This is a genomic window from Cupriavidus sp. GA3-3 (assembly GCF_000389805.1).
GTDB classification, from domain to species: Bacteria; Pseudomonadota; Gammaproteobacteria; order Burkholderiales; family Burkholderiaceae; genus Cupriavidus; species Cupriavidus necator_D.
Window position 1 is genome coordinate 233,105 of the sequence record NZ_KB944478.1, and the last position, 24,247, is coordinate 257,351.

The 24,247-nt window shown below is 64.8% G+C and carries 23 protein-coding genes and 1 tRNA gene; 3 read left to right on the plus strand and 21 right to left on the minus strand.

Features of this window, described 5'->3' with window-relative positions:
* Positions 1–13: 13 nt before the first annotated feature.
* The 14 genes from nuoG to C265_RS14950 all read right to left on the minus strand — a co-directional run bounded on the left by nuoG (position 14) and on the right by C265_RS14950 (position 14,322).
* Complete coding sequence (gene nuoG, locus C265_RS14885) at positions 14–2,380, minus strand: NADH-quinone oxidoreductase subunit NuoG (protein ID WP_010809126.1); 2,367 nt, start codon at positions 2,378–2,380, stop codon at positions 14–16.
* Positions 2,381–2,392: 12 nt separating this feature from the next.
* On the minus strand, positions 2,393–3,688 hold the full coding sequence (gene nuoF, locus C265_RS14890; RefSeq protein ID WP_010809127.1) for an NADH-quinone oxidoreductase subunit NuoF: 1,296 nt from the start codon (positions 3,686–3,688) through the stop codon (positions 2,393–2,395).
* A 1-nt stretch (position 3,689) separates the two neighbouring features.
* On the minus strand, positions 3,690–4,187 hold the full coding sequence (gene nuoE, locus C265_RS14895; protein ID WP_010809128.1) for an NADH-quinone oxidoreductase subunit NuoE: 498 nt from the start codon (positions 4,185–4,187) through the stop codon (positions 3,690–3,692).
* 186 nt (positions 4,188–4,373) lie between these two features.
* On the minus strand, positions 4,374–5,627 hold the full coding sequence (locus tag C265_RS14900; protein WP_010809129.1) for an NADH-quinone oxidoreductase subunit D: 1,254 nt from the start codon (positions 5,625–5,627) through the stop codon (positions 4,374–4,376).
* A 9-nt stretch (positions 5,628–5,636) separates the two neighbouring features.
* The gene (locus tag C265_RS14905) at positions 5,637–6,233 is read right to left on the minus strand and encodes an NADH-quinone oxidoreductase subunit C (RefSeq protein ID WP_010809130.1); all 597 of its coding nucleotides are present in this window, start codon (positions 6,231–6,233) and stop codon (positions 5,637–5,639) included.
* Between the two features lies 1 nt (position 6,234).
* Positions 6,235–6,717, minus strand: a complete 483-nt coding sequence (locus C265_RS14910) for an NADH-quinone oxidoreductase subunit B family protein (protein WP_008643342.1) — start codon at positions 6,715–6,717, stop codon at positions 6,235–6,237.
* 6 nt (positions 6,718–6,723) lie between these two features.
* The gene (locus C265_RS14915; RefSeq protein WP_010809131.1) at positions 6,724–7,083 is read right to left on the minus strand and encodes an NADH-quinone oxidoreductase subunit A; all 360 of its coding nucleotides are present in this window, start codon (positions 7,081–7,083) and stop codon (positions 6,724–6,726) included.
* A 166-nt stretch (positions 7,084–7,249) separates the two neighbouring features.
* Positions 7,250–7,334: transfer RNA gene (locus C265_RS14920), tRNA-Leu, on the minus strand.
* 187 nt (positions 7,335–7,521) lie between these two features.
* A complete protein-coding gene (gene secG, locus C265_RS14925) occupies positions 7,522–7,896 on the minus strand; it encodes a preprotein translocase subunit SecG (RefSeq protein ID WP_010809132.1) in 375 nt (124 codons plus the stop codon).
* A gap of 63 nt (positions 7,897–7,959) precedes the next feature.
* Entirely contained in the window at positions 7,960–8,697 is a 738-nt protein-coding gene (gene tpiA / locus C265_RS14930; protein ID WP_010809133.1) for a triose-phosphate isomerase, read from the minus strand.
* A gap of 114 nt (positions 8,698–8,811) precedes the next feature.
* Positions 8,812–9,816, minus strand: coding sequence for an NAD(P)H-quinone oxidoreductase (locus C265_RS14935; RefSeq protein ID WP_010809134.1), 1,005 nt, complete (start codon positions 9,814–9,816; stop codon positions 8,812–8,814).
* A 184-nt stretch (positions 9,817–10,000) separates the two neighbouring features.
* A complete protein-coding gene (gene pnp / locus C265_RS14940) occupies positions 10,001–12,172 on the minus strand; it encodes a polyribonucleotide nucleotidyltransferase (RefSeq protein WP_011614853.1) in 2,172 nt (723 codons plus the stop codon).
* A 450-nt stretch (positions 12,173–12,622) separates the two neighbouring features.
* On the minus strand, positions 12,623–12,892 hold the full coding sequence (rpsO, locus tag C265_RS14945) for a 30S ribosomal protein S15 (RefSeq protein ID WP_010809136.1): 270 nt from the start codon (positions 12,890–12,892) through the stop codon (positions 12,623–12,625).
* A 173-nt stretch (positions 12,893–13,065) separates the two neighbouring features.
* Positions 13,066–14,322 carry a branched-chain amino acid ABC transporter substrate-binding protein gene (locus tag C265_RS14950; RefSeq protein WP_010809137.1) on the minus strand — a complete coding sequence of 419 codons (1,257 nt, stop codon included), beginning with the start codon at positions 14,320–14,322 and terminating at the stop codon, positions 13,066–13,068.
* Between the two features lie 203 nt (positions 14,323–14,525).
* On the opposite strand from C265_RS14950, the gene C265_RS14955 reads away from it, so the two are divergent.
* The gene (locus tag C265_RS14955; protein WP_010809138.1) at positions 14,526–15,053 is read left to right on the plus strand and encodes a hypothetical protein; all 528 of its coding nucleotides are present in this window, start codon (positions 14,526–14,528) and stop codon (positions 15,051–15,053) included.
* A gap of 98 nt (positions 15,054–15,151) precedes the next feature.
* On the opposite strand, the gene C265_RS14960 is transcribed toward C265_RS14955, so the two are convergent.
* The 7 genes from C265_RS14960 to C265_RS14990 all read right to left on the minus strand — a co-directional run bounded on the left by C265_RS14960 (position 15,152) and on the right by C265_RS14990 (position 22,873).
* Positions 15,152–16,693: a 2-isopropylmalate synthase gene (locus tag C265_RS14960; RefSeq protein WP_010809139.1), complete on the minus strand. Its 1,542-nt coding sequence runs from the start codon at positions 16,691–16,693 to the stop codon at positions 15,152–15,154.
* 335 nt (positions 16,694–17,028) lie between these two features.
* Positions 17,029–17,532, minus strand: coding sequence for a peptidoglycan-binding protein LysM (gene lysM, locus C265_RS14965; protein WP_010809140.1), 504 nt, complete (start codon positions 17,530–17,532; stop codon positions 17,029–17,031).
* 124 nt (positions 17,533–17,656) lie between these two features.
* A complete protein-coding gene (gene pssA / locus C265_RS14970) occupies positions 17,657–18,556 on the minus strand; it encodes a CDP-diacylglycerol--serine O-phosphatidyltransferase (protein ID WP_010809141.1) in 900 nt (299 codons plus the stop codon).
* A gap of 25 nt (positions 18,557–18,581) precedes the next feature.
* Complete coding sequence (locus C265_RS14975) at positions 18,582–19,232, minus strand: phosphatidylserine decarboxylase (protein ID WP_010809142.1); 651 nt, start codon at positions 19,230–19,232, stop codon at positions 18,582–18,584.
* Between the two features lie 246 nt (positions 19,233–19,478).
* Entirely contained in the window at positions 19,479–20,495 is a 1,017-nt protein-coding gene (gene ilvC / locus C265_RS14980; protein WP_010809143.1) for a ketol-acid reductoisomerase, read from the minus strand.
* Between the two features lie 123 nt (positions 20,496–20,618).
* Positions 20,619–21,110 carry an acetolactate synthase small subunit gene (gene ilvN, locus C265_RS14985; RefSeq protein WP_010809144.1) on the minus strand — a complete coding sequence of 164 codons (492 nt, stop codon included), beginning with the start codon at positions 21,108–21,110 and terminating at the stop codon, positions 20,619–20,621.
* The gene (locus C265_RS14990; RefSeq protein WP_010809145.1) at positions 21,110–22,873 is read right to left on the minus strand and encodes an acetolactate synthase 3 catalytic subunit; all 1,764 of its coding nucleotides are present in this window, start codon (positions 22,871–22,873) and stop codon (positions 21,110–21,112) included. The genes ilvN and C265_RS14990 overlap by 1 nt, the downstream gene beginning before the upstream one ends.
* 238 nt (positions 22,874–23,111) lie before the next feature.
* Between C265_RS14990 and C265_RS14995 the strand changes: the two genes are divergently transcribed.
* Positions 23,112–23,819 (plus strand): RNA polymerase sigma factor, encoded by a 708-nt coding sequence (locus C265_RS14995; RefSeq protein ID WP_255266297.1) that lies wholly within the window; start codon positions 23,112–23,114, stop codon positions 23,817–23,819.
* Complete coding sequence (locus C265_RS15000; RefSeq protein ID WP_010809147.1) at positions 23,816–24,247, plus strand: DUF3619 family protein; 432 nt, start codon at positions 23,816–23,818, stop codon at positions 24,245–24,247. Before C265_RS14995 ends, C265_RS15000 begins: the two co-directional genes overlap by 4 nt.

The window sequence follows — 24,247 nt, forward strand, 5'->3', positions numbered from 1 at the left end:
CTCGCTCTTGTTCTTACGCCGTGGCCACGGTGCCGGTGGCCGGCGCCAGGTCAATGGCCTTCTCTACGGTGACCGTGCCGTACATCGCGCCCAGGCTCATGGCCGCCGGCGTCGCCGCCGGCACGCGCACGGTGTTGGCCGGGAGCGTGGCTTCGAGCACGGCCGGCAGCACCACGCTGCCCTGCCCTTGCGTTACCCGCACCGGATCGCCGGACTGGATGCCAAGGCTGGCGAACAGGTCGGCCGGCAGCGCGATCTGCATGGCGCGGCGCGCGGCAGCGCTCAGCTGCAGCGACTCGGCGCGGCGCACGATGGGATCGGCGTGGTAGATCGGCACATCGGCAATGCGTTCGATGCCGTTGGCGGCAGCGGCGGCCACGCGGATCGGCGCATCGGTGGCGTTGTCCAGCTGCACGTCGACCGGGGCCGACAGCACTTCGGCACGCACCGATTCGGCGGTTTCGTAGTCGAAGCCAGCCACGTCCAGCAGGTTGCCCAGCACGCGCAGCACCTTCCAGCCCGGACGCGATTCGCCCAGCGCGCGCACCACGCCGTTGAAGCTCTGCGGCTTGCCTTCGCAGTTGACGAAGGTGCCGGCGGTTTCCGTGAACGGCGTCACCGGCAGGATCACGTCGGCGTACTGCATGGCCGCTTCCGAACGGAACGGCGACAGCACCACCACCGTGCCGGCCTGGGCCAGCGCGGCCAGCGCCTTGCGCGGGTCGGCGGCGTCGAACTCGGGTTCGGTGTTCAGCAGGATGTAGGCCTTGCGCGGCGTGTCCAGCATCGCCTGCGCATTGGCACCGCCCTGCCTGGGCAGCGCGCCGGCGACATAGCCGCCGACGGTGTTGGCGGCTTCGGTCAGGAAGCCCAGCGTCGCACCGGTTTCGGTGGCGATCCACTGTGCCAGCGCGTGCAGCGCCGAGAACTGCGGATGGCGCACGGCCTCGTTGCCGAGGAACACCGCACGGCGCTCGCCCGACAGCAGCGCTTCCGCCACCTTGCCAGCGGCTTCGCCACCGTCGAAACCTTCAGTGCCGGCCGGGGCAGCGACGCCCTTGGCGGCAGCCACGGCACGGGCCACGCCGGCGAGCGCCGCGGTCCAGCCGGACGGCGCCACGTCGATGCGGGCGGCCAGCGGCATCAGCAGGTCTTCACCGCCGGCACCCAGCACCGCCACGCGGGCACCCTTCTTGGTGGCCTGGCGCAGGCGCGAGGCCAGCAGCGGATGATCCTTGCGCAGCGACGAGCCGATCACCAGCACGCGTTGCAGCGTGGTCACGTCGGCCACCGGCATGCCAAGCCACGGCGCGCCCTTGAGCGCGGCCGAGAAGTCGGACTGGCGCAGGCGGAAGTCGACGTTGTCGCTGCCCAGGCCGCGCACCAGCTTGCCCAGCAGGAACAGCTCTTCGAGCGTGCTGTGCGGGCTGGCCAGCGCGGCGATCTGGTCGGCGCCATGATCGCGCTTGATGCTGGCGAGGCCGTTGGCCACGTATTCCAGCGCGGTCTGCCAGTCGGTTTCCATCCATTCGCCGCCCTGCTTCAGCAGCGGGCGGGTCAGGCGGTCGGCGCTGTTCAGGCCTTCATACGAGAAGCGGTCCTTGTCGGAGATCCAGCACTCGTTGATGTCTTCGTTTTCCAGCGGCAGCACGCGCATCACGCGCTGGTTCTTGGTCTGCACCACCAGGTTCGCGCCCAGGCCGTCGTGCGGCGACACCGACTTGCGGCGCGCCAGTTCCCAGGTACGGGCCGAGTAGCGGAACGGCTTGCTGGTCAGCGCGCCGACCGGGCACAGGTCGATCATGTTGCCCGACAGTTCCGAGTCGACGGTCTTGCCGACGAAGGTGGTGATTTCCGAATGCTCGCCGCGGCCCAGCATGCCCAGCTCCATCACGCCGGCCACTTCCTGGCCGAAGCGCACGCAGCGGGTGCAGTGGATGCAGCGGGTCATCTCCTCCATGGAGATCAGCGGGCCCACGTTCTTGTGGAACACCACGCGCTTCTCTTCCTTGTAGCGCGACTCCGAGGCACCGTAGCCCACGGCCAGGTCCTGCAGCTGGCATTCGCCGCCCTGATCGCAGATCGGGCAGTCGAGCGGGTGGTTGATCAGCAGGAATTCCATCACGGACTTCTGCGCCTTGACCGCCTTCTCCGAATTGGTGAAGACCTTCATGCCGGGGGTCACCGGCGTGGCGCAGGCAGGCAGCGCCTTCGGGGCCTTTTCGACCTCGACCAGGCACATGCGGCAGTTGGCCGCGATGGACAGTTTGCGGTGGTAGCAGAAGTGCGGGATGTAGGTGCCCAGCTTGCGGGCTGCTTCCATCACCAGGCTGCCTTCAGCAACCTCAACCTTCTTGCCGTCGATCTCTAGTTCAACCATGTTCTGCCACGCTTAGATGTAGGCCGGAACCATGCACTGCTTGTGTTCGACGTGATATTCGAACTCTTTCCAGTAGTGCTTGAGCATGCCGCGGACCGGCATCGCCGCGGCATCGCCGAGCGCGCAGATGGTGCGGCCCATGATGTTTTCCGCGACGTTGTTGAGCAGGTCCAGGTCTTCCTGGCGCCCCTCTCCGTGTTCGATGCGATTGACCATGCGGTAGAGCCAGCCGGTGCCTTCACGGCACGGCGTGCACTGGCCGCACGATTCCTCAAAATAGAAGTACGACAGGCGCAGCAGCGAGCGGACCATGCAGCGCGTCTCGTCCATCACGATCACAGCGCCCGAGCCCAGCATCGAGCCGGCCTTGGCGATCGAGTCGTAGTCCATGTCGGACGCCATCATCAGGTCGCCCGGCACCACCGGCGCGGACGAACCGCCCGGGATCACCGCCTTGATGCGCTTGCCGCCGCGCATGCCGCCGGCGAGCTCCAGCAGCTTGGCGAACGGCGTTCCCAGCGGGATCTCGTAATTGCCGGGACGTTCGACGTCACCCGAGATCGAGAAGATCTTGGTGCCGCCGTTGTTCGGCTTGCCCAGCTTCAGGTAGTTCTCGGGGCCGACGGCCAGCAGGAACGGCACCGCGGCAAACGTTTCCGTGTTGTTGATGGTGGTCGGCTTGCCGTACAGGCCAAAGCTGGCCGGGAAAGGCGGCTTGAAACGCGGCTGGCCCTTCTTGCCTTCCAGCGATTCGAGCAGCGCAGTTTCCTCGCCGCAGATATAGGCGCCGTAGCCGTGGTGCGCGTGCAGCTGGAAATCGAAGCCCGAACCCAGGATGTTGTCGCCCAGGAAGCCGGCAGCGCGCGCCTCTTCGAGTGCTTCCTCGAAGATCTTGTACTCGTTCCAGATCTCGCCGTGGATGTAGTTGTAGCCCACGGTGATGCCCATCGCATACGCGCCGATGGCCATGCCTTCGATCAGCGAGTGCGGGTTGTAGCGGATGATGTCGCGGTCCTTGAACGTGCCGGGCTCGCCTTCATCGGTGTTGCAGACCAGGTATTTCTGCCCCGGGAACGTGCGCGGCATGAAGCTCCACTTCAGGCCGGTCGGGAAGCCCGCACCGCCGCGGCCCCGCAGGCCCGAGGCCTTGACGTCGGCGATCACCTGCTCGGGCGGGATCTTCTCGGTCAGAATGCGCTTCAGTTGCTGGTAGCCGCCACGCTTGACGTAGTCTTCCAGGTGCCAATTCTTGCCGTCCAGGCCGGCCAGGATCAGCGGCTGGATATGGCGGTCGTGCAGACTGGTCATGTTACTTGCCCCCCTTGGCAGCTTCGGCTTTCAGCTCGTCGACGAGCGCGTCGAGCTTGTCGTCGCTCATGAAGCTGCACATGCGGGTGTTGTTGACGATCATCACCGGCGCGTCGCCGCAAGCGCCCATGCACTCGCCCTCTTTCAGGGTGAAGCAGCCGTCAGCGGTGGTCTCGTTGTAGTCGATCCCGAGCTTGCGCTTCAGGTACTCGCCGGCCCGCTCGCCGCCCGACAGGGCGCACGGCAGGTTGGTGCAGACGGCGAGCTTGAATTTGCCCACCGGCTTGGTGTCATACATGTTGTAGAAGGTCGCCACCTCTTCCACCCACACGGGCGGCATCTCGAGATAGCTGGCGACGAACTGCATGACTTCGGGGGAAACCCAGCCCACCTCGCCCTGCGCCACGGCAAGCGCCGCCATCACGGCCGACTGCTTCTGGTCGGCCGGATACTTCGCGATCGCGCGATCGATTTCCTTGAGAGCTTCTGCTGATAGCATGGTCATTGCAGTAAAACGGCGTCAGGCAGCGCCACCGGGCGTTCCCTTCCGCAGGTTTGCAGCCGTCGCTGCCCGTTCCGCCGGCAGGCCTGAGGCCGTACCGGTCCGCCGCGGGTCTTCCGCCCGCTCCCCCTGGGGAGCGCCGCGGAAAGCGCCCGGATCGTCGTCCGGGCCGGCGGTCCGTGATTAGCGGTCGATCTCGCCGAAGACGATGTCTTGCGTGCCGATGATCGTTACCGCGTCAGCAATCATGTGTCCCTTGGCCATTTCGTCGAGCGCGGCCAGGTGAGGGAAACCAGGTGCACGGATCTTCAGGCGGTACGGCTTGTTGGCCCCGTCCGAGATCGCGTAGATGCCAAATTCGCCCTTCGGATGCTCCACCGCTGCATACGCTTCGCCTTCCGGCACGTGCATGCCTTCGGTGAACAGCTTGAAGTGGTGGATCAGTTCTTCCATGTTGGACTTCATGTCCACGCGCGAGGGCGGCGCCACCTTGTGGTTGTCGGTGATCACCGGACCCGGGTTGCGGCGCAGCCATTCCACGCACTGCCTGATGATGCGGTTGGACTGGCGCATCTCTTCCACGCGCACCAGGTAGCGCGCGTAGCAGTCGCCGCCCACGCCCACCGGCACGTCGAAGTCCAGCTTGTCGTACACCTCGTACGGCTGCTTCTTGCGCAGGTCCCACTCGATGCCGGAGCCACGCAGCATCGGGCCGGTAAAGCCCATCTGCAGCGCACGTTCCGGGCTGACCACGCCGATATCCACCAGGCGCTGCTTCCAGATCCGGTTGTCGGTCAGCAGCGTCTCGTATTCGTCGACGTACTTCGGGAACCGGTTGGTGAAGTCCTCGATGAAGTCCAGCAGCGAGCCCGAACGCGCCTCGTTCATGGCCTTGATGGCGCGCTCGTTGTGTACCTTGGAGGCACGATATTGCGGCATCGTGTCAGGCAGGTCGCGGTAGACGCCGCCCGGACGGTAGTAGGCCGCGTGCATGCGCGCGCCCGACACCGCCTCGTACATGTCGAACATGTCCTCGCGCTCGCGGAAGGCGTACAGAAACACCGCCATCGCGCCCACGTCCAGCGCGTGCGAGCCGATCCACATCAGGTGGTTCAGCAGGCGGGTGATCTCGTCGAACATCACGCGGATGTACTGCGCGCGCACCGGCACTTCCAGGCCCAGCAGGCGCTCGATCGCCATCACGTAGGCGTGCTCGTTGACCATCATCGACACATAGTCGAGTCGGTCCATGTACGGCACGCTCTGGATCCAGGTCTTCTGCTCGGCCAGCTTCTCGGTGGCACGGTGCAGCAGGCCGATATGGGGGTCGGCGCGCTGGATGACTTCGCCGTCCAGCTCCAGCACCAGGCGCAGCACGCCGTGCGCAGCCGGGTGTTGCGGGCCGAAGTTCAGGGTGTAGTTCTTGATGTCTGCCATGGCGCGTTATCAGTGCAAGCCGCCGTAGTTGTCCTCGCGGATCACGCGCGGGGTGATTTCGCGCGGCTCGATCGTGACCGGCTGGTAGATGACCCGCTTCTGCTCCGGGTCGTAGCGCATCTCGACGAAGCCCGAGACCGGGAAATCCTTGCGGAACGGATGGCCGACGAAACCGTAGTCGGTCAGGATGCGGCGCAGGTCCGGATGGCCGTCGAACACGATGCCGTAGAAATCGAAGGCTTCACGCTCGAACCAGTTGACGCCGTTCCACACGTCGATCAGCGACGGCAGCACCGGGAAATCATCGTCCGGGGCGAACACGCGCACGCGCAGGCGCCAGTTGTGGGTGATCGACAGCAGCTGCGAAACCGCGGCAAAGCGCAGGCCGTCCCAGGCACCGTCGCCGTACTCGGAATAGTCCACGCCGCACAGGTCGATCAGCTGCTCGAAGCGCAGCGACGGATCGTCGCGCAGGATGCGGGCAACTTCGAGGTAGTCGTCGGCCTTGACGATCAGCGTCAGTTCGCCGGTCGCCTCGATCAGGTTCTGCACGCGCTTGCCGAGAGCTTTCTCGAGCGCGGCCTTCAGGATGTCAAGCTTCGCCATTTCAGCCCTTGCGCGCGATGGTGTTGGTGCGCTTGATCTTGTTCTGCAGCTGGATCACGCCGTAGATCAGCGCCTCGGCCGTCGGCGGGCAGCCCGGCACGTAGATATCCACCGGCACGATGCGGTCGCAGCCACGCACCACCGAGTACGAGTAGTGGTAGTAACCGCCGCCATTGGCGCACGAGCCCATCGAGATCACCCAGCGCGGTTCTGCCATCTGGTCGTAGACCTTGCGCAGCGCGGGGGCCATCTTGTTGCACAGCGTGCCGGCCACGATCATCACGTCCGACTGGCGCGGCGACGGGCGGAAAATCACGCCGAAGCGGTCCATGTCGTAGCGCGCGGCGCCGGCATGCATCATTTCCACGGCACAGCAGGCCAGGCCGAAAGTCATCGGCCACAGCGACCCGGTGCGGGTCCAGTTGATCAGCTTGTCAGCGGTAGTCGTGACAAAGCCTTCGTTGAGAACGCCTTCGATTGCCATTTCACATCACTCCCAATCGAGCGCGCCCTTTTTCCAGATGTAGACGAAGCCCACGATGAATTCCAGCAGAAACACGCCCATGGCGATGAAACCCGGCCAGCCGATATCCCTCAGGGCGACACCCCACGGAAACAGGAAGGCGGTTTCGAGGTCGAACAGGATAAACAGGATGGCGATGAGGTAGTAGCGCACATCGAACTTCATGCGCGCGTCCTCGAACGCTTCGAAGCCGCACTCGTACGGCGACAGCTTCGCGGGATCGGGCTTGTTCGGACCGAGGATCCGACCGATCGACATCAGCGCCACGCCAAGCACGACACCGAAGATGATGAAGATGAGAACGGGGAAGTAGGCTTCGAGATTCAAGGTACGGCCAGCCTTATCTGGAATGTTGTCAACAGCACCAGCTGAAGCGGCGTCCTGTTGCCCACCCCAGGCGCTAAGCCATGAGCCTCATGGCGCGCCGCCTTGCGGACTGCCGGAGCCCCACGCTCGGGTGCATTGCCCGGCCAGGGACTCCGATCAAGTTGTTTGGTGCCGACGGCGAGACTCGAACTCGCACAGCTTTCGCCACTACCCCCTCAAGATAGCGTGTCTACCAATTTCACCACGTCGGCTGGGGGAGAAACAATATTGCCTGGCGCCGGGTTTTCAGGCCCTTCAGGTCCGTTGCAGAGGCTTTCGTCTTTGCTCGGAACCCATCGCTGGGGAATCGTTTCAAGCCTTGCATTCTAACCCAGATTTCTTGCTTTGTTCAACGCACAACTGCAAAAAAACTCAGGAATCCGCCGCAAGGCTTACGGATTATTTCGGTACAGCGGGAGCTGCCGGCGCTGATGCATCAGCGGCCGCTGCCGGGGCTGCAGCGGGAGCCGAAGCACCTGCCACTGCGGGCGCCGAAGCCGGCGCCGCGCCCATCACGCCCAGCGATGCAGCCGGCTTGTAGTTGCCCAGCAGCGTCAGCGCCAGCGTGCAGACGAAGAACAGCGTGGCCAGCACGGCGGTGGTGCGCGACAGGAAGTTTGCCGAGCCGGTGGCACCGAACAGGCTGCCCGAGGCACCCGAACCGAATGCCGCGCCGACATCGGCGCCCTTGCCATGCTGGATCAGCACCAGGCCAATCACGCCCAGCGCCGACAACACCTGCAGCACCACCAACAAAGTCTTGAAGATTGCCATTTGATTTAGATAAGCCTTACTGGCTGGTTACTTGCCTGATCGGTCGATCGGAACGGCCGGCATTCAGGCGTTGCCGATCGCGAGAAAATCTGCCGACTTCAGCGAGGCGCCGCCAATCAGGCCCCCGTCGATATCGGTCATGGAAAACAGTTCGGCCGCATTGTCCGGCTTGACGCTGCCGCCGTACAGGATGGCCATGCGCTCGGCCACGCCCGCGTCGCGCGCGGCAACCTGGCCGCGCAAGAACGCGTGCACCGCCTGCGCCTGCTCGCTGGTGGCGGTCTTGCCGGTGCCGATCGCCCAGACCGGCTCATAGGCCAGCACCACGCGGCTCAGCTGCTCCACCGTCAGCGCGTCCAGCACGGCCTGCAGCTGCCTGCCGACCACCGCTTCGGTTTCGCCCGCCTCGCGCTGGGCCAGTGTTTCACCCACGCAGACTACCGGGACGATGCCGAATTCCAGCGCGCGCAGCGCCTTGGCCGCGACGGTCTGGTCGGTTTCGCCATGATAGGTGCGGCGCTCCGAGTGGCCGACCAGCACATAAGTGCAGCCAAACTCACCCACCATCGATGCCGAGACTTCACCGGTGAAGGCGCCGCGCGCCTCTGCCGACACATCTTGTGCGCCCCAGGCCACTTGCGAGCCATTCAGCAACGCCTGGCATTGTGCAAGATAGGGGAACGGCGCGCAGACCGCCAGCGTCGCCTTGGCCGCGCCAGCCTTGATGTCCTCCAGCAGCGCCGCGTTTGCAGCCAGGCTGCCATGCATCTTCCAATTGCCGATGACGAGCTTTTGTCTCACGAAGTGCCCCTCCCAAATCAAACCCGCTATTATAGCTTGTGGCGGGGGCACGGCGCTACCGCCGCCCGATGGCGGCGGGCGGCAGCATTGGCCACATGCAACGCTCGATGTGCCTTACCAGGTCAGCACGATCTTGCCGATATGCTCGCTCGACTCCATCAGGCGATGCGCATCGGCCGCCTGCGCGGCCGGGAACACCTCGTGGATCACCGGCTTGATCCTGCCGGCGGCCAGCAGCGGCCACACCTGCTCGTGCAGTGCCGCGGCGATCTTGCCCTTGAACGATGCCGGGCGCGGACGCAGCGTGGAGCCGGTCACGGTGATGCGCCGGCGCAGGATATCGCCCAGCGGGATCTCGGCCTTGGCGCCACCCAGCAGCGCAATGATGACGATGCGGCCATCGTCGGCGATGCACTTCAGCTCGCGCGCCAGGTACGGGCCGGCAACCATGTCGAGGATCACATCGACACCGTTGCCGCCGGTCAGCGCCGACACCTCGGCGACGAAGTCCTGCGTCTTGTAGTTGATCGCGCGATCGGCGCCCAGGTCTTCGCAGGCCTTGCATTTCTCATCGGTGCCGGCGGTGACGAACACCTTGTAGCCCAGCGCCTTGGCGATCTGGATCGCGGTCGTACCGATGCCGCTGGAGCCGCCCTGGATCAGCAGGGTCTCATCCTTGCCGCGCGGGCCCTGGCCCAGGCAGCCGCGGTCGAACACATTGCTCCAGACGGTGAAGAAGGTCTCGGGCAGCGCCGCGGCCTCGATATCGCTCAGGCCTTGCGGCGCGGGCAGGACCTGTGCCAGCGGCGCCGTGCACAGCTGTGCGTAGCCGCCGCCCTGCACCAGCGCGCAGACGCGGTCGCCCACCTTCAGGCCGAAGCGGTTGTCGGCATGCGACAGGTCGCCGCCCACCACCACGCCCGCCACTTCCAGGCCGGGCAGGTCCGAAGCACCCGGCGGCACGGGGTAGTTGCCGGTGCGCTGGAATACGTCCGGACGGTTGACGCCGGCGGCAGCCACGCGGATCAGGACCTCGCCCGGTCCCGCAACCGGGTCGGGACGCTCGGTCAGCTGGAGGACTTCGGGGGCACCGTATTCGCGGATCTCGATGGCTTGCATGCTGCTCTGCTCCTTGTACTTGTCTTGGCGCGGGTCGACGATGCGTCGCGCCAGGGTCGGTGTGAGCCTTGGCTCGATAGGGTTGCCGGCAGTGTAAACAAAAAAACGGCTGGACATCGTCCAGCCGTTTTTTTGGCGGCGCCACCTTGCGGCGGCACCTGCGGGCAATCCTGCCCCGCTGGCTTTACTGCTGTTCCGAGCCTTCGGCCGGAGCCGCCGGCGCGGCGGCTTCGCCGGCGTTGATCGGGCTGATGCTGCCGCCCTCTTCGGTCAGCGCGGCCTTCAGCGACAGGCGCAGGCGGCCCTTCTCGTCAGCCTGGATCAGCTTGACGCGGACCTGCTGGCCTTCCTTCAGCCAGTCCTTGATGTCCTTGACACGCTCGTTGACGATTTCCGAGATGTGCAGCAGGCCATCCTTGCCCGGCAGGATGTTGACGATGGCGCCGAAGTCCAGCAGCTTCAGCACGGTACCGGCGTAAATCTTGCCCACTTCGGCTTCCGCGGTGATGCCCTCGATGCGGCGCTTGGCTTCGGCCATGCCGTCGGTCGAGGTCGACGCGATCGTGATCGTGCCGTCTTCCTGGATGTCGATGGTGGTGCCGGTTTCCTTGGTCAGCGCCTGGATGGTCGAGCCGCCCTTGCCGATCACTTCGCGGATCTTGTCCGGATGGATCTTCATGGTGATCATGCGCGGAGCGTGCGCCGACAGTTCGGTGCGGGCGTGGCCCATCGCTTCCTGCATCTTGTGCAGGATGTGCAGGCGGCCTTCACGGGCCTGCGCCAGCGCGACCTGCATGATCTCCTTGGTGATGCCCTGGACCTTGATGTCCATCTGCAGCGCGGTGATGCCGTTGTCGGTACCCGCCACCTTGAAGTCCATGTCGCCCAGGTGATCTTCATCGCCCAGGATGTCGGTCAGCACGGCAAACTTGTTGCCTTCCAGGATCAGGCCCATGGCCACGCCGGCCACGTGTGCCTTGACCGGAACGCCGGCGTCCATCAGCGCCAGGCAGCCGCCGCAGACCGAAGCCATCGACGACGAGCCGTTGGATTCGGTGATTTCCGAAACCAGGCGGATGGTGTAGGCGAATTCATCGTCCTTCGGCAGCACCGGGATCAGTGCGCGCTTGGCCAGGCGGCCGTGGCCGATTTCACGGCGCTTCGGGCTGCCCACGCGGCCGGTTTCACCGGTGGCGAACGGGGGCATGTTGTAGTGGAGCATGAAGCGGTCGCGGTATTCGCCGGCCAGTGCGTCGATGATCTGCTCGTCGCTCTTGGTGCCGAGCGTGGCCACCACCAGCGCCTGCGTTTCACCACGGGTGAACAGCGCCGAGCCGTGCGCGCGCGGCAGCACCGACGAGCGGATCTCGATCGGGCGCACCGTGCGGGTGTCGCGGCCGTCGATACGCGGCTCGCCGGCCAGCACCTGGCCGCGCACGATCTTGGCTTCGAGGTCGAACATGATGTTGCCGACTTCCACCTTGTCGGCTTCCACGCCGGCGGCTGCCAGCGCGGCCGCCACGTTGGCGTTTACTTCCTTCAGCTTCTGGCTGCGGGCCGACTTCTGGCGCAGCTGGTAGGCTTCCTGCAGCAGCGGCAGCGCAACTTCGGTGACCTTGGCGATCAGCGGCTCGTTCTTGGCGGCCGGGGCCCAGTCCCACTCGGGCTTGCCGCCTTCGCGCACCAGCTCATGGATGGCGTTGATCGCGATCTGCATTTGCTCATGGCCATAGACCACGGCGCCCAGCATGACGTCTTCCGACAGCTGGTTGGCTTCCGATTCCACCATCAGCACGGCGCGCTCGGTACCGGCGACCACCAGGTCCAGGTCCGAGGTGGCGAGCTGCGAGCGGGTCGGGTTGAGCAGGTACTGGCCATCCTTGTAGCCCACGCGCGCGGCGCCAACCGGGCCGTTGAACGGGATGCCCGACACGGCCAGCGCGGCCGACGCGCCGATCAGCGCGGGAATGTCAGCGGGCACTTCCGGGTTCAGCGACACCACGTGGATCACCACCTGGACGTCGTTGTAGAAGCCTTCCGGGAACAGCGGGCGCAGCGGACGGTCGATCAGGCGCGAGGTCAGGGTCTCGTTTTCCGACGGACGGCCTTCACGCTTGAAGAAGCCGCCGGGGATCTTGCCGGCCGCGTAGGTCTTCTCGATGTAGTCGACGGTCAGCGGGAAGAAGTCCTGGCCCGGCTTCGGGTTCTTGGCGGCGACCACGGTCGCCAGCACCACGGTGTCTTCCACATCGACCAGCACGGCACCGCCGGCCTGGCGGGCGATTTCGCCGGTTTCCATGCGGACCGTGTGCTGGCCCCACTGGAATTCCTTGACGATCTTGTTGAACATGGACATGTGCATTCCTTGGCTTGCGTGCAGGCCGCGCAATCACGCAATAACACGCGCACGGCCTGCGACGCCTGCGTTCTCAGCCGCAGGCAAACTGCCGGGTCGCCGGTCGCAGTCGCAGGGAAGTGCTATGCCATTCCAGCACGGCACCGGCGTTGCCGATGCCGTGCTGGAATGACACAAAGCCCTGTTTCCTTGGCCGGTCCGGGGTATTGAAAACAAAAAAAGAACAACTTACTCCGTTGCGCAGCTTGCTGCAACGGGCGCCCGGTGAATCAGAATGTCCGCCGGGCGGCGTGAAGCGAAAATCACTCCATCAACTGCCTGCATCTCTGGGCAAGGCCGATTCACCCCGCCAGAAATGCAAAATGCCTGCCCCAGCATTGCTGAAGCAGGCATCGAGGCCTCACGCGAAACCGTGCAAACCCTGGAATCGCGCTGCCATCGGGCGCAACCTTACTTGCGCAGGCCCAGCTTTTCGATCAGGGCGCGGTAACGGTCGGCGTCGTTGGACTTGAGGTAGTCCAGCAGGCGGCGACGGCGGCTCACCATGCGCAGCAGACCGCGGCGGCTGTGGTGATCCTTCATGTTGGCCTTGAAGTGCGGGGTCAGTTCGTTGATGCGGGTGGTCAGCAGGGCCACTTGCACTTCGGGGCTGCCAGTGTCGTTGGCGCCACGTGCGAACTGCTTGATGACTTCGGACTTGTTGATATCGGCAACTGCCATGATGATTTCCTTTCACTTGCGAACGCTACAGCGCGGGATGCGCCGCATGCGTCGTGCCATGTCTTGACTGGCTACCGCCGCCACCGGGCCAACGGCCAGGCAACGACAGCCGCGGATTATAGCCGAAAAGCTACGGCAGGAATACCGGGCGGCCCGTGCGGGCGCGCTGGCGCTCAGGGGCGCTCCATCCGGCACGTGGTGGGCAGCGTGGTCTGCGCGGCCTTGAGCTTGCGCACGGTACGGAAGCCATAACCCGAGCCCTCGTTGTCGAAGCGCACTGCCCCGCCCTGGCGCTCCATCACCGACACGTACAGCGGCTGCAGCACCTGGTGGTCGTCGGCGCGCACGGTGGCCTCGTGGAACTGGTTGACGTAGCGCATGTTCTCGAGCGCGCCCGCCACCTTGACCGCATCGGTGGAACCGGCCTGCTCGATCGCGCGCGCCAGCATTTCCACCATCATCTGCATGCGCAGGTGGACGTAGTCGTCCTTCGGCTCCGGATAGCGCGCGCGGAACTGCTGGTAGAACGCGTCCGACGCCGCCCCGCCCACATTCGGGTGCCACTCGGCCACCGCCAGCACGCGGCCCACGCCAGCATCGCCCATCGCCGCGGGCGCGCCCAGGCCATTGCCATAGAAGGTGTAGAACTTGGCCTGCAGTCCGCCTTCGCGTGCGGCCTTGACCATCAGCGTCAGGTCGTTGCCCCAGTTGCCGGTGATGACCGCGTCCGCCCCGCTCGCCTTGATCTTGGCGATATAGGGCGCAAAGTCCTTGATCTTGCCGATCGGGTGGAACTCGTCGCCCACGATCTGGATATCCGGCCGGCGCGCCGCCAGCATCTCGCGAGCCGAGCGCGACACCTGGTGGCCGAAGCTGTAGTCCTGGTCGATCAGGTACACCTTGCGCACCGACTGGTCCTGGCGGATCACCTCGGTCAGCGCCTGCATGCGCATGTCGGCACTGGCGTCAAAGCGGAAATGCCAGAAGCTGCAGTTCTCGTTGGTCAGGCTGGGATCGACCGCCGAGTAGTTCAGGAACAGCACGCGCGCGTCGGGCTGGCGCGCATTGTGGCGGTTGATGGCCGACACCAGCGCGCCGGCCACGGCCGAGCTGTTGCCCTGCAGGACAAAGGGAATGCGCTTGTCGGTCAGGGCCCGCAACTGGATCAGGCTCTCGTCGACATTGCCCTTGCTGTCAAAGGTGACCAGCTCCATGGGCCGCGCACCCTCGGCGGTCTTCACGCCGCCGCGCGCATTGATGCGCTCGATTGCCAGGCGCAGGTTGCGCGTCACGGCTTCGCCCGCGTTGGCAAACGGGCCGGACAACCCGTCGATCATGCCCAGCCGGATCGGCTCTTGAGCCGACGCGCCCGCCGCTGCCGCCAGCAACAACCCGCCCAGCCATCCACGCCACCGTGCCGCAACCTTCATGTTCTCTCCCGGAAAGCGCAGGATAGTACGGCAGCGACCGGTTGCGGGCAAATGCCACCGGGCCCGATCATTGACTGCCGTTTCCGCGAGGAAAGCGCCAGGTTGCGGGAAGATCCACTGAAAAGCAGCGCCCGGCGCACACAAGCGCGGAGGCCGCACTACACTTGCGGTATTCACCATCCACGCATCGACCGAGGTTCGCCATGAATTCTGTCATCGCCAACGGCGCGCGCCGGCTCATGCTGGCGCTGGGCGCCGCCATGCTGTCTGCCTGCACCACGCTGATGCCGGTACCGGAAGGCACCAGGCTGGTGGGCCAGCCGCAGGCCGCAGTACAGGCTGCGTTCGGGCCGCCCACCGATGTGTTCCAGCTGCGCGACGGTACCTCGCGCTGGATCTACACCAAGCAGCCGCTGGGCCAGTACGCCTATGGTGCCGACTTCGACCGCAACGGCAACCTGACCCGCTTCAGCAATGTGCTGTCCACGCTGGAACTGTACAAGGCGCAGGTCGGCACCTGGACCAAGCAGGATGTGGCCGAGCATTTCGGCATGACGCGCCTGCCGGTCGAGTACTACCCGCTGATGCGGCGCGAGGTCTGGTCCTACCGCTTCCGCCATGAAGACGTGTGGCCGTCGCTGTACCACTTCTATTTCGACGACGCCGGCATCCTGCGCCAGACCCAGATCACGCCCGACCCGATGTACGACCCCGACGAGCGCCGCCGCTGAGCCATGAAAAAAGCCCGCCATCCCCGGGTCGGGAATGGCGGGCCTGGTCCGGACGCTCAGGCCGGGTAAGCCTTCCGCCGTCTACGCAGGGGCCTGGGTCAGATCTGCGGATTGATCTTTTGCACAGCCTTGTCGTGCAGCTTGTTCAGCGCGGCCAGGTAGGCCTTGGCCGAGGCGGCGACGATATCCGGGTCGGTGCCCACGCCGTTGACGATGCGGCCGGCCTTGGACAGGCGCACGGTGACTTCGCCCTGGGCCTCGGTGCCGCCGGTGATGGCATTCACCGAATAGAGCACCATCTCTGCGCCGCTGGACACGCGTGATTCAATCGCATGCAGGGTGGCGTCGACCGGACCGTTGCCCTCGCCCTCACCGCTCTGCTCCTGGCCGTCCATGCTGAACACCACGCGCGCATGCGGGCGCTCACCGGTCTCGGAGCGCTGCGACAGCGAGATAAAGCGGAAGTGCTCGTTGGCATCGTGCTGGGCCTCGTTCGAGACGATGGCGACGATGTCCTCGTCGAAGATCTCGGCCTTCTGGTCGGCCAATTCCTTGAAGCGGGTGAAGGCGGCGTTGACTTCGGTTTCGCTTTCAAGCTCGATGCCAAGCTCCTGCAGGCGCTGCTTGAAGGCATTGCGGCCCGACAGCTTGCCCAGCACGATCTTGTTGGCGCTCCAGCCCACATCCTCCGCACGCATGATCTCGTAGGTGTCGCGCGCCTTGAGCACGCCATCCTGGTGGATGCCCGAGGCATGCGCGAAGGCATTGGCACCCACGACGGCCTTGTTCGGCTGCACCACGAAACCGGTGATCTGCGACACCAGCTTCGAGGCCGGCACGATCTGCGTGGTATCCACGCCGATATCGAGGTCGAAATAGTCGCGGCGGGTCTTCACCGCCATCACCACTTCTTCCAGGCTGGTGTTGCCGGCGCGCTCGCCCAGGCCGTTGATGGTGCATTCGATCTGGCGCGCGCCCGCCATCTTGACGGCGGCCAGCGAGTTGGCCACGGCCATGCCCAGGTCGTTATGGCAGTGCACCGACCAGATCGCCTTGTCCGAGTTGGGAATGCGCTCGCGCACCGAGCGGATCAGCTCGGCGTAGCCTTCCGGCACGGCATAGCCCACGGTATCCGGCAGGTTGATGGTGGTCGCACCCTCGGCGATCACGCCTTCCAGCACGCGGCACAGGAAGTCCATGTCCGAGCGGCTGCCGTCTTCCGGCGAGAACTCGATATCGTCGGTGAACTGGCGCGCAAAGCGCACCGCCAGGCGGGCCTGCTGGTACACCTCGTCCGGCGTCATGCGCAGCTTCTTCTCCATGTGCAGCGCGGAGGTGGCGATGAAGGTGTGGATGCGGAACGAGTTGGCCGGCTTGAGCGCCTCGGCGGCGCGGGCAATGTCCTTGTCGTTGGCACGGGCCAGCGAGCAGATGGTCGAGTCCTTGACCACCTGCGCGATCGAGCGGATGGCCTCGAAGTCGCCGTTGGAGCTCGCCGCGAAACCGGCCTCGATCACATCGACCTTCAGGCGTTCCAGCTGGCGTGCGATGCGGATCTTTTCCTCGCGGGTCATCGAGGCGCCGGGCGACTGCTCGCCGTCACGCAAGGTGGTGTCGAAAATGATGAGTTTGTCAGACATTTTGTGGAGCTCCTGATTGCTTGTCGTGTGCTGTCCCCGGCATGCTGCGTCCGGGGCCTACCGCCTGTTCCGCGCTCCACGGCTGTGGAATGCAAAACGCCCCGGCGTGCATGGAGCAGGCCGGGGCGTTGGAAAAATTCCTTGCGGATTTCGCGCTAAGGGGTAAGTCCGTCCTTAGCGCGCGCGCGTCCCGACCTGATGGCCTAGTAGGCCACCTAGGGTGGTGCGGGCGATTAGAACTTGGCGCGAAATCATGCCAGCGACTATAGCCGAGTTGGCGCGCCCGTGCAATACAGGGTTTAGCCCATATTGCCCGGACCCGCCAGCGGCACGGATCAGCCCTTGGGCGGAATGCGCAGCTTCTGGCCCGGATAGATCTTGTCCGGGTGGCTCAGCATCGGCTTGTTGGCCTCGAAGATCTTGTTGTACTCGGCACCGTTGCCGTAAGCAGCCTGGGAGATCGCCCACAGCGTGTCGCCCTTGACCACGGTATGCCAGCTCGATTCCGCGGATTCGACGTTGACGGACATCTTGTCCTCGACCTTGTCCACGCCCTCGACATTGCCGGCGCACAGGATGATCTTCTCGCGCGTGGCCTGGTCCGGTGCCACGCCGAACACGGTGACCAGCCCCTGCGAGCCGTCCACCTGCACCATCAGCCCGGTGGCATCCAGGCCCATCTTCCTGATGTAGCCCTCGATCGCATCGCCCGCGGCGCGATTGGCGGCATCGACCTTCTCCGCCGACGCATCCGCCGCGGCGGCCTCTTGCGCGGCCTTGGCCTCGCCCGTGCCGAACAGCTTTTCTCCCGCTTCCTTGATGAAGTCGAACATGCCCATGACATCCTCCTGACGGTGAGTGGAAAACACTGCAGAGTGCCACGCCTTGATGGCCGCGGCATGAAAACAATTGTGAATCCGGAAATGCATGAAGGGCGCCTGAGCGCCCTTCTGCCTGAAACGTCTAAGAAGCCTTGCCGCCGTTCTCGCGCTGCTTCTTCTCGATGGCCGGCTTGCCGTGCATCGCCCGCCAGGCCCATAGCACATAGCCCGAGATCGCATAGGCCACGAACAGGCCGAACAGCGCCACCGGCGGATCGGTGGACACCACCACGAACAGCACCAGGACCAGCACCATCATGCCGAACGGCACGCGGTAGCGAACGTCAAGCGCCTTGCCGCTGTAGAACGGCGCGTTGGACACCATCGACAGGCCGGCGTACAGCGTGATGCCGAACGCCACCCACGGCATCCACAGCTCCTTGACCGGCAGCTTGTTGTCGATCACCAGCCAGACGAAGCCCGCGACCAGCGCGGCGGCGGCCGGGCTGGGCAGGCCCTGGAAGAAGCGCTTGTCTACCACGCCGATGTTGGCGTTGAAGCGCGCCAGGCGCAGCGCAGCGCAGGTGCAGTAGACAAAGGCTGCGATCCACCCCCACTTGCCCAGGTCATGCAGGATCCACTCATACATCACCAGCGCCGGCGCAACCCCGAAAGAGGTCATGTCCGACAGCGAGTCATACTGCTCGCCAAACGCACTCTGCGTATTGGTGATGCGCGCCACGCGCCCGTCCATGCCGTCCAGCACCATCGCCGCGAAGATGGCGATGGCCGCCGCATCGAAGCGCATGTTCATGGCCTGGACGATGGCGAAGAAACCCGCGAACAGCGCCGCAGTGGTGAACGCGTTGGGCAGCAGGTAGATGCCGCGCCGGCGCGGACGCTGATAGACGATGTCGTGGTCGTCGGCGGCTTCGTCATCGAAGTTGTCGTCGGCGCCGCGCAGCTGGTTATGGCGGAACGGCCGCAGGTGGGTCACGTTGCCGCTGCTGCTGCGCTTGTTACGTCGATGGAAGGCAACCATCACAGTCCTCCGGTCAGGCTGTCTCTCACTTCACGTCGAGTTCGGCGAGGATGGTCGACGAGGCCGATACCTTCTCGCCGATGGTCACGCGCGGACGCGCATCGAGCGGCAGGTAGACGTCCACGCGCGAGCCGAAGCGGATAAAGCCGTAGCGCTGGCCGCGCGAGAGGTTGTCGCCCACCTTGGTGTAGCACAGGATGCGGCGAGCCACCAGGCCGGCCACCTGCACCAGCGTCACCAGCTGGCCGTCCGCAGCGCGCCGGATCAGCACGGCATTGCGCTCGTTCTCGACCGAGGCCTTGTCCATGTCGGCGTTGACGAACTTGCCGGGGAAATATTCGACCTTCTCGACCGCGCCATCGACCGAGACCCGGTTCGAGTGCACGTTGAAGACGTTCATGAAGACGCTGATCTTCAGCGCCTCGCGGCCGGCGTACGGGTCCTGGGTCTTTTCGACCACGACGATGCGGCCGTCCGCGGGGGCCAGCACCGCGTTGGGCTGCGACGGGATCGGGCGCGGCGGATCGCGGAAGAACTGGAGCACGAATACCGTGATGATCCACAACGGCAACGCCCACCAGAAGCCCGCGCTGGCGTGCACCAGCAGCGAGATGACAAAGGCGCCGGCCAGGAACGGCCAGCCTTCACGGGCGATCAGCGGATGAGGATAGTTCATGCAGTACAGGTGTCGGTGGATACAAGACCATGGCAAGGCGGCGCGGCGGCGGCAATAGCCGCCATCGGGCGGCGCCCCCGTGGTCGCGGAGCAGGATAATGCACGCCTTGCCCAAAGTCTGACAAGCATAACAAAAAGCCGTTCAGGTCCCGCGACTCCCCTCTGATAATAGAAGGGCGTGGCACGGAACGCTGAACGGCTTCGGCCCGCCGCCGTGCGGCGCGGGCCATCAGACAGCGATGCAGCTTAGTTCTTCGACTGGTCGACCATCTTGTTCTTGGCGATCCACGGCATCATCGCGCGCAGCTTGGCACCCACTTCCTCGATCTGGTGCTCGGCCGTCAGGCGGCGGCGCGAGATCAGCGTCGGGGCGCCGGCCTTGTTCTCCAGCAGGAAGCTCTTGGCGTACTCGCCGGTCTGGATGTCGGTCAGGCACTGCTTCATCGCCTTCTTGGTCTCTTCGGTCACCACGCGCGGGCCGGTGACGTACTCACCATATTCCGCGTTGTTGGAGATCGAATAGTTCATGTTGGCGATGCCGCCTTCGTAGATCAGGTCGACGATCAGCTTCAGTTCGTGCAGGCACTCGAAGTAGGCCATTTCCGGCGCGTAGCCGGCTTCCACCAGGGTTTCGAAGCCAGCCTTGATCAGCTCGACGGTACCGCCGCACAGCACGGCCTGCTCGCCGAACAGGTCGGTTTCGGTTTCTTCGCGGAAGTTGGTCTCGATGATGCCGGCACGGCCGCCGCCGTTGGCGGTGGCGTACGACAGCGCGATGTCACGGGCGGCGCCGGACTTGTTCTGGTGCACGGCGATCAGGTGCGGCACGCCGCCACCTTGCGTGTACGTGGCGCGCACGGTGTGGCCCGGGGCCTTCGGCGCGATCATGATCACGTCCAGGTCGGCGCGCGGGATCACGGCACCGTAGTGCACGTTGAAGCCGTGGGCGAAGGCCAGCGCCGCGCCTTCCTTGATGTTGTCGTGCACTTCGTTCTTGTACACGTCGGCGATCTGCTCGTCCGGCAGCAGGATCATGACCACGTCGGCACCCTTGACGGCCTCGGCCACTTCCTTCACTTGCAGGCCGGCGTTGGCAGCCTTGTTCCACGACGCGCCGCTCTTGCGCAGGCCGACCGTCACATTGACGCCCGAATCCTTCAGGTTCAGCGCGTGGGCATGGCCCTGCGAGCCATAGCCGATGATGGTGACGTTCTTGCCCTTGATCAGGGAGAGGTCGGCGTCCTTGTCGTAAAACACTTTCATGATGATTCCTTCAATCTCTGTCTTTTGTATGAGGGGGGCGGCATCCTCGGACGCATCGTGTGCGTCCGGATCGCGCCGCCCCGGGGATGCTGCGTGAAGCCGTATGGGTGAGCCGGGGCCCGGTCAGACCTTCAGGATGCGCTCGCCGCGGCCGATGCCCGAGCCACCGGTACGGACGGTCTCGAGGATGGCGGTGCGGTCGATGGCGTCCAGGAACGCATCGAGCTTGACGCCGTTGCCGGTCAGCTCGATGGTGTAGGTCTTCTCGGTGACATCGATGATGCGGCCGCGGAAGATGTCGGCGGTGCGCTTCATTTCCTCGCGCTCCTTGCCCACCGCGCGCACCTTGACGAGCATCAGCTCGCGTTCGATGTGCGCGCCTTCGGTCAGGTCGACCACCTTGACCACTTCCACCAGGCGGTTCAGGTGCTTGGTGATCTGCTCGATCACGTCATCCGAGCCGGAGGTGACAATGGTCATGCGCGACAGCGAGGCATCCTCGGTGGGTGCCACGGTCAGCGTCTCGATGTTATAGCCGCGGGCCGAGAACAGGCCCACCACGCGCGACAGCGCGCCCGGTTCGTTTTCCAGCAGGACCGAAATGATGTGACGCATTACAGGTCCTCCGCGCCGAGCAGCATTTCGGAAATGCCCTTGCCCGCCTGGACCATCGGCCAGACGTTTTCGGTGGGATCGGTCTGGAAGTCCAGGAACACGGTACGGTCCTTCAGGCGGAACGCCTCGCGCAGCGCCGGCTCGACGTCCGACGTCTTCTCGACGCGCATGCCGACGTGCCCGTAGGCCTCGGCCAGCTTGACGAAATCGGGCAGCGCGTCCATGTAGGAGTGCGAGTAACGGTTGTCGTACTCGATCTCCTGCCACTGGCGCACCATGCCCAGGTAGCCATTATTGAGCGAGCAGATCTTCACCGGGGTGTCGTACTGCAGGCAGGTCGACAGTTCCTGGATGCACATCTGGATCGAGCCTTCACCGGTGATGGTGACGACTTCCTTCTCCGGGAACGCCTTCTTGATGCCCATTGCGTACGGCAGGCCCACGCCCATCGTGCCCAGGCCGCCGGAATTGATCCAGCGGCGCGGCTCGTCGAACTTGTAGAACTGCGCGGCCCACATCTGGTGCTGGCCGACGTCGGAGCAGATAAAGGCGTCGCCCTTGGTCAGTTCCCAGATCTTTTCCACCACGTACTGCGGCTTGATGATCTCGGAGCTGCGGTCGTACTTCAGGCAGTCCACCGAACGCCATTGCTCGATCTGCTCCCACCATTTGGCGAGCGCTTCGCGCTTGGGCCTGATGTCGCTGGCCTTGATCTGGGCGATCAGTTCCTGCAGCACGTCCTTGACGTTGCCGACGATGGGGATGTCGACCTTGACGCGCTTGGAGATCGACGACGGATCGATGTCGATATGGATGATCTTGCGCGCCTGCGAGGTGAAGTGCGCCGGGTTGCCGATCACGCGGTCGTCGAAGCGGGCACCGATGGCGATCAGCACGTCGCAGTTCTGCATGGCCATGTTGGCTTCATACGTGCCGTGCATGCCGAGCATGCCGACGAACTGCTTGCTGGTGCCGGGGAACGCGCCCAGGCCCATCAGCGTGTTGGTCACCGGGTGGCCGGTCAGCGCCGCCAGCTGGCGCAGCTCGTCGCTGGCATTGGCCAGCACCACGCCGCCGCCGGTGTAGATATACGGACGCTCGGCGCCTTGCAGCAGGGCCACGGCCTTGCGGATCTGGCCCGAGTGGCCCTTGTTCACCGGGTTGTACGAGCGCATGTCGATCGACTTGGGGTACTCGTACTTGCAGGCATTGCGCGAGACATCCTTGGGGATGTCCACCACCACCGGGCCCGGACGGCCGGTCGCGGCAATGAAGAACGCCTTCTTGATGGTCGCGGCGAGGTCGCGCACGTCCTTCACCAGGAAGTTGTGCTTGACGATCGGGCGGGTAATGCCGACCGTGTCGCACTCCTGGAAGGCGTCCTGGCCAATGGCGTGGGTCGGCACGTTGCCGGTGATCACCACCATCGGGATCGAGTCGAGGTACGCGGTGGCAATACCGGTGACGGCATTGGTCACGCCGGGACCGGAGGTCACCAGCGCCACGCCCACCTTGCCGGTTGCCCGTGCATAGCCGTCTGCGGCATGAACCGCGGCCTGCTCGTGGCGCACCAGGATGTGCTCGAACTTGGTTTGCTTGTGGAGCTCGTCGTAGATATACAGCACTGCGCCGCCGGGGTAGCCCCAGACGTACTCGACGCCTTCTTCGGCAAGTGCGTGAACGAGAATTTCCGCCCCGATCATTTCGGGTGCGGCAGATGAATTGCTGTCTGCGTGGGAGAATTCCGCGCTGGGCATGTTCATTTCAGTCCTTTGCAATTTTCGGCAAAAAATTGTTTGGATGCTCTCTGCCGGGCTTGTGGCTCGGGTTCAAGCGGTGCGCGTCTGCATGGAAGACCGCCTCATAAGCGGCCGGATGAGACAACCACTGATGTCGTGTGAACCGACGATGATACTGCAATGCACCAGCGCGGTCTACGGTTGTTTTTGCCCTGCGCATGAGGGATTTTCCGGAGTTGCGGCGGATTTTTTGCGCGCCGCAATGTATTTGCAGCAATACAAAGTGGTACAGGGGGTCGTTTTTTTGCTAGCATCGCAGCACCTCGAATGTGCCACGGGCCGTACGCAGCACATTCACCAGAACCGGGCATTTGTCCCGCAGCAACGAGCCGCAACCGCCCGAATGGCCACCGACCAGGAACTGTCCGATTTTCTTGCCAGCGTCGAGCGCCGCGCCTTCAAGCAGGCCGTATTTGCGGTCCGCGACGACGACGCCGCGCTGGACATTGTCCAGGACGCCATGATCAAGCTGGCCGAGAAGTACGGCGACAAAGGCGCCGCCGAGCTGGCGCCGCTGTTCCAGCGCATCCTGCAGAACACCATCCACGACTGGTTCCGCCGCCAGAAGGTGCGCAACACCTGGGTCTCGCTGTTTTCCAGCCTGCGCGACGACCGCGACGGCGACGACAATGACCTGCTTGAGACGCTGGAGGCACAGGCCGGCTCCGAATCGGCCGAAAGCAGCGCCGACAAGGTCGAGCGCGCCCAGGTCATGCACATCATCGAGCAGGAAATCCAGCGCCTGCCGACGCGTCAACGCGAGGCATTCCTGATGCGTTACTGGGAAGATATGGACGTCGCCGAAACCGCCGCCGTAATGGGGTGCTCCGAAGGCAGCGTCAAGACGCACTGTTCCCGTGCCACGCATACACTTGCGCAGGCCCTGCGCGCACGGGGGGTCCGACTATGAGCAGAAACGAAAAAGAAATCCGCGAACGCCGGTTTGCCCAAGAGATTCGGGCGGCACTCGATGCCGGCACCGACGACCTGCCGGCCGACATCACCGAAAGGCTCGCCGCTGCGCGCCGGATGGCGGTCGCCCGCAAGAAGGCCGAGGCGCCCGTGCTGGTCCCGCAACTGGCCATGCCCGGCGCGCACGTCCCGCTGTTTGATGAAGACAGCTCCCCGCTGCACCGCGCCGGCGCCTGGCTGCGCCGCCTTGGCCTGATCTGGACGCTGGTGGCGCTGGCCGCCGGCCTGATCGGCATCTATCACTGGCAGGAGCAGAAGCGCATCGAGGAACTGGCCGATATCGACGCCGCCATGCTGCTCGACGACCTGCCGCCCACGGCCTACGCCGACGAGGGCTTCCACGTATTCCTGAAGCGCGGGCAATAG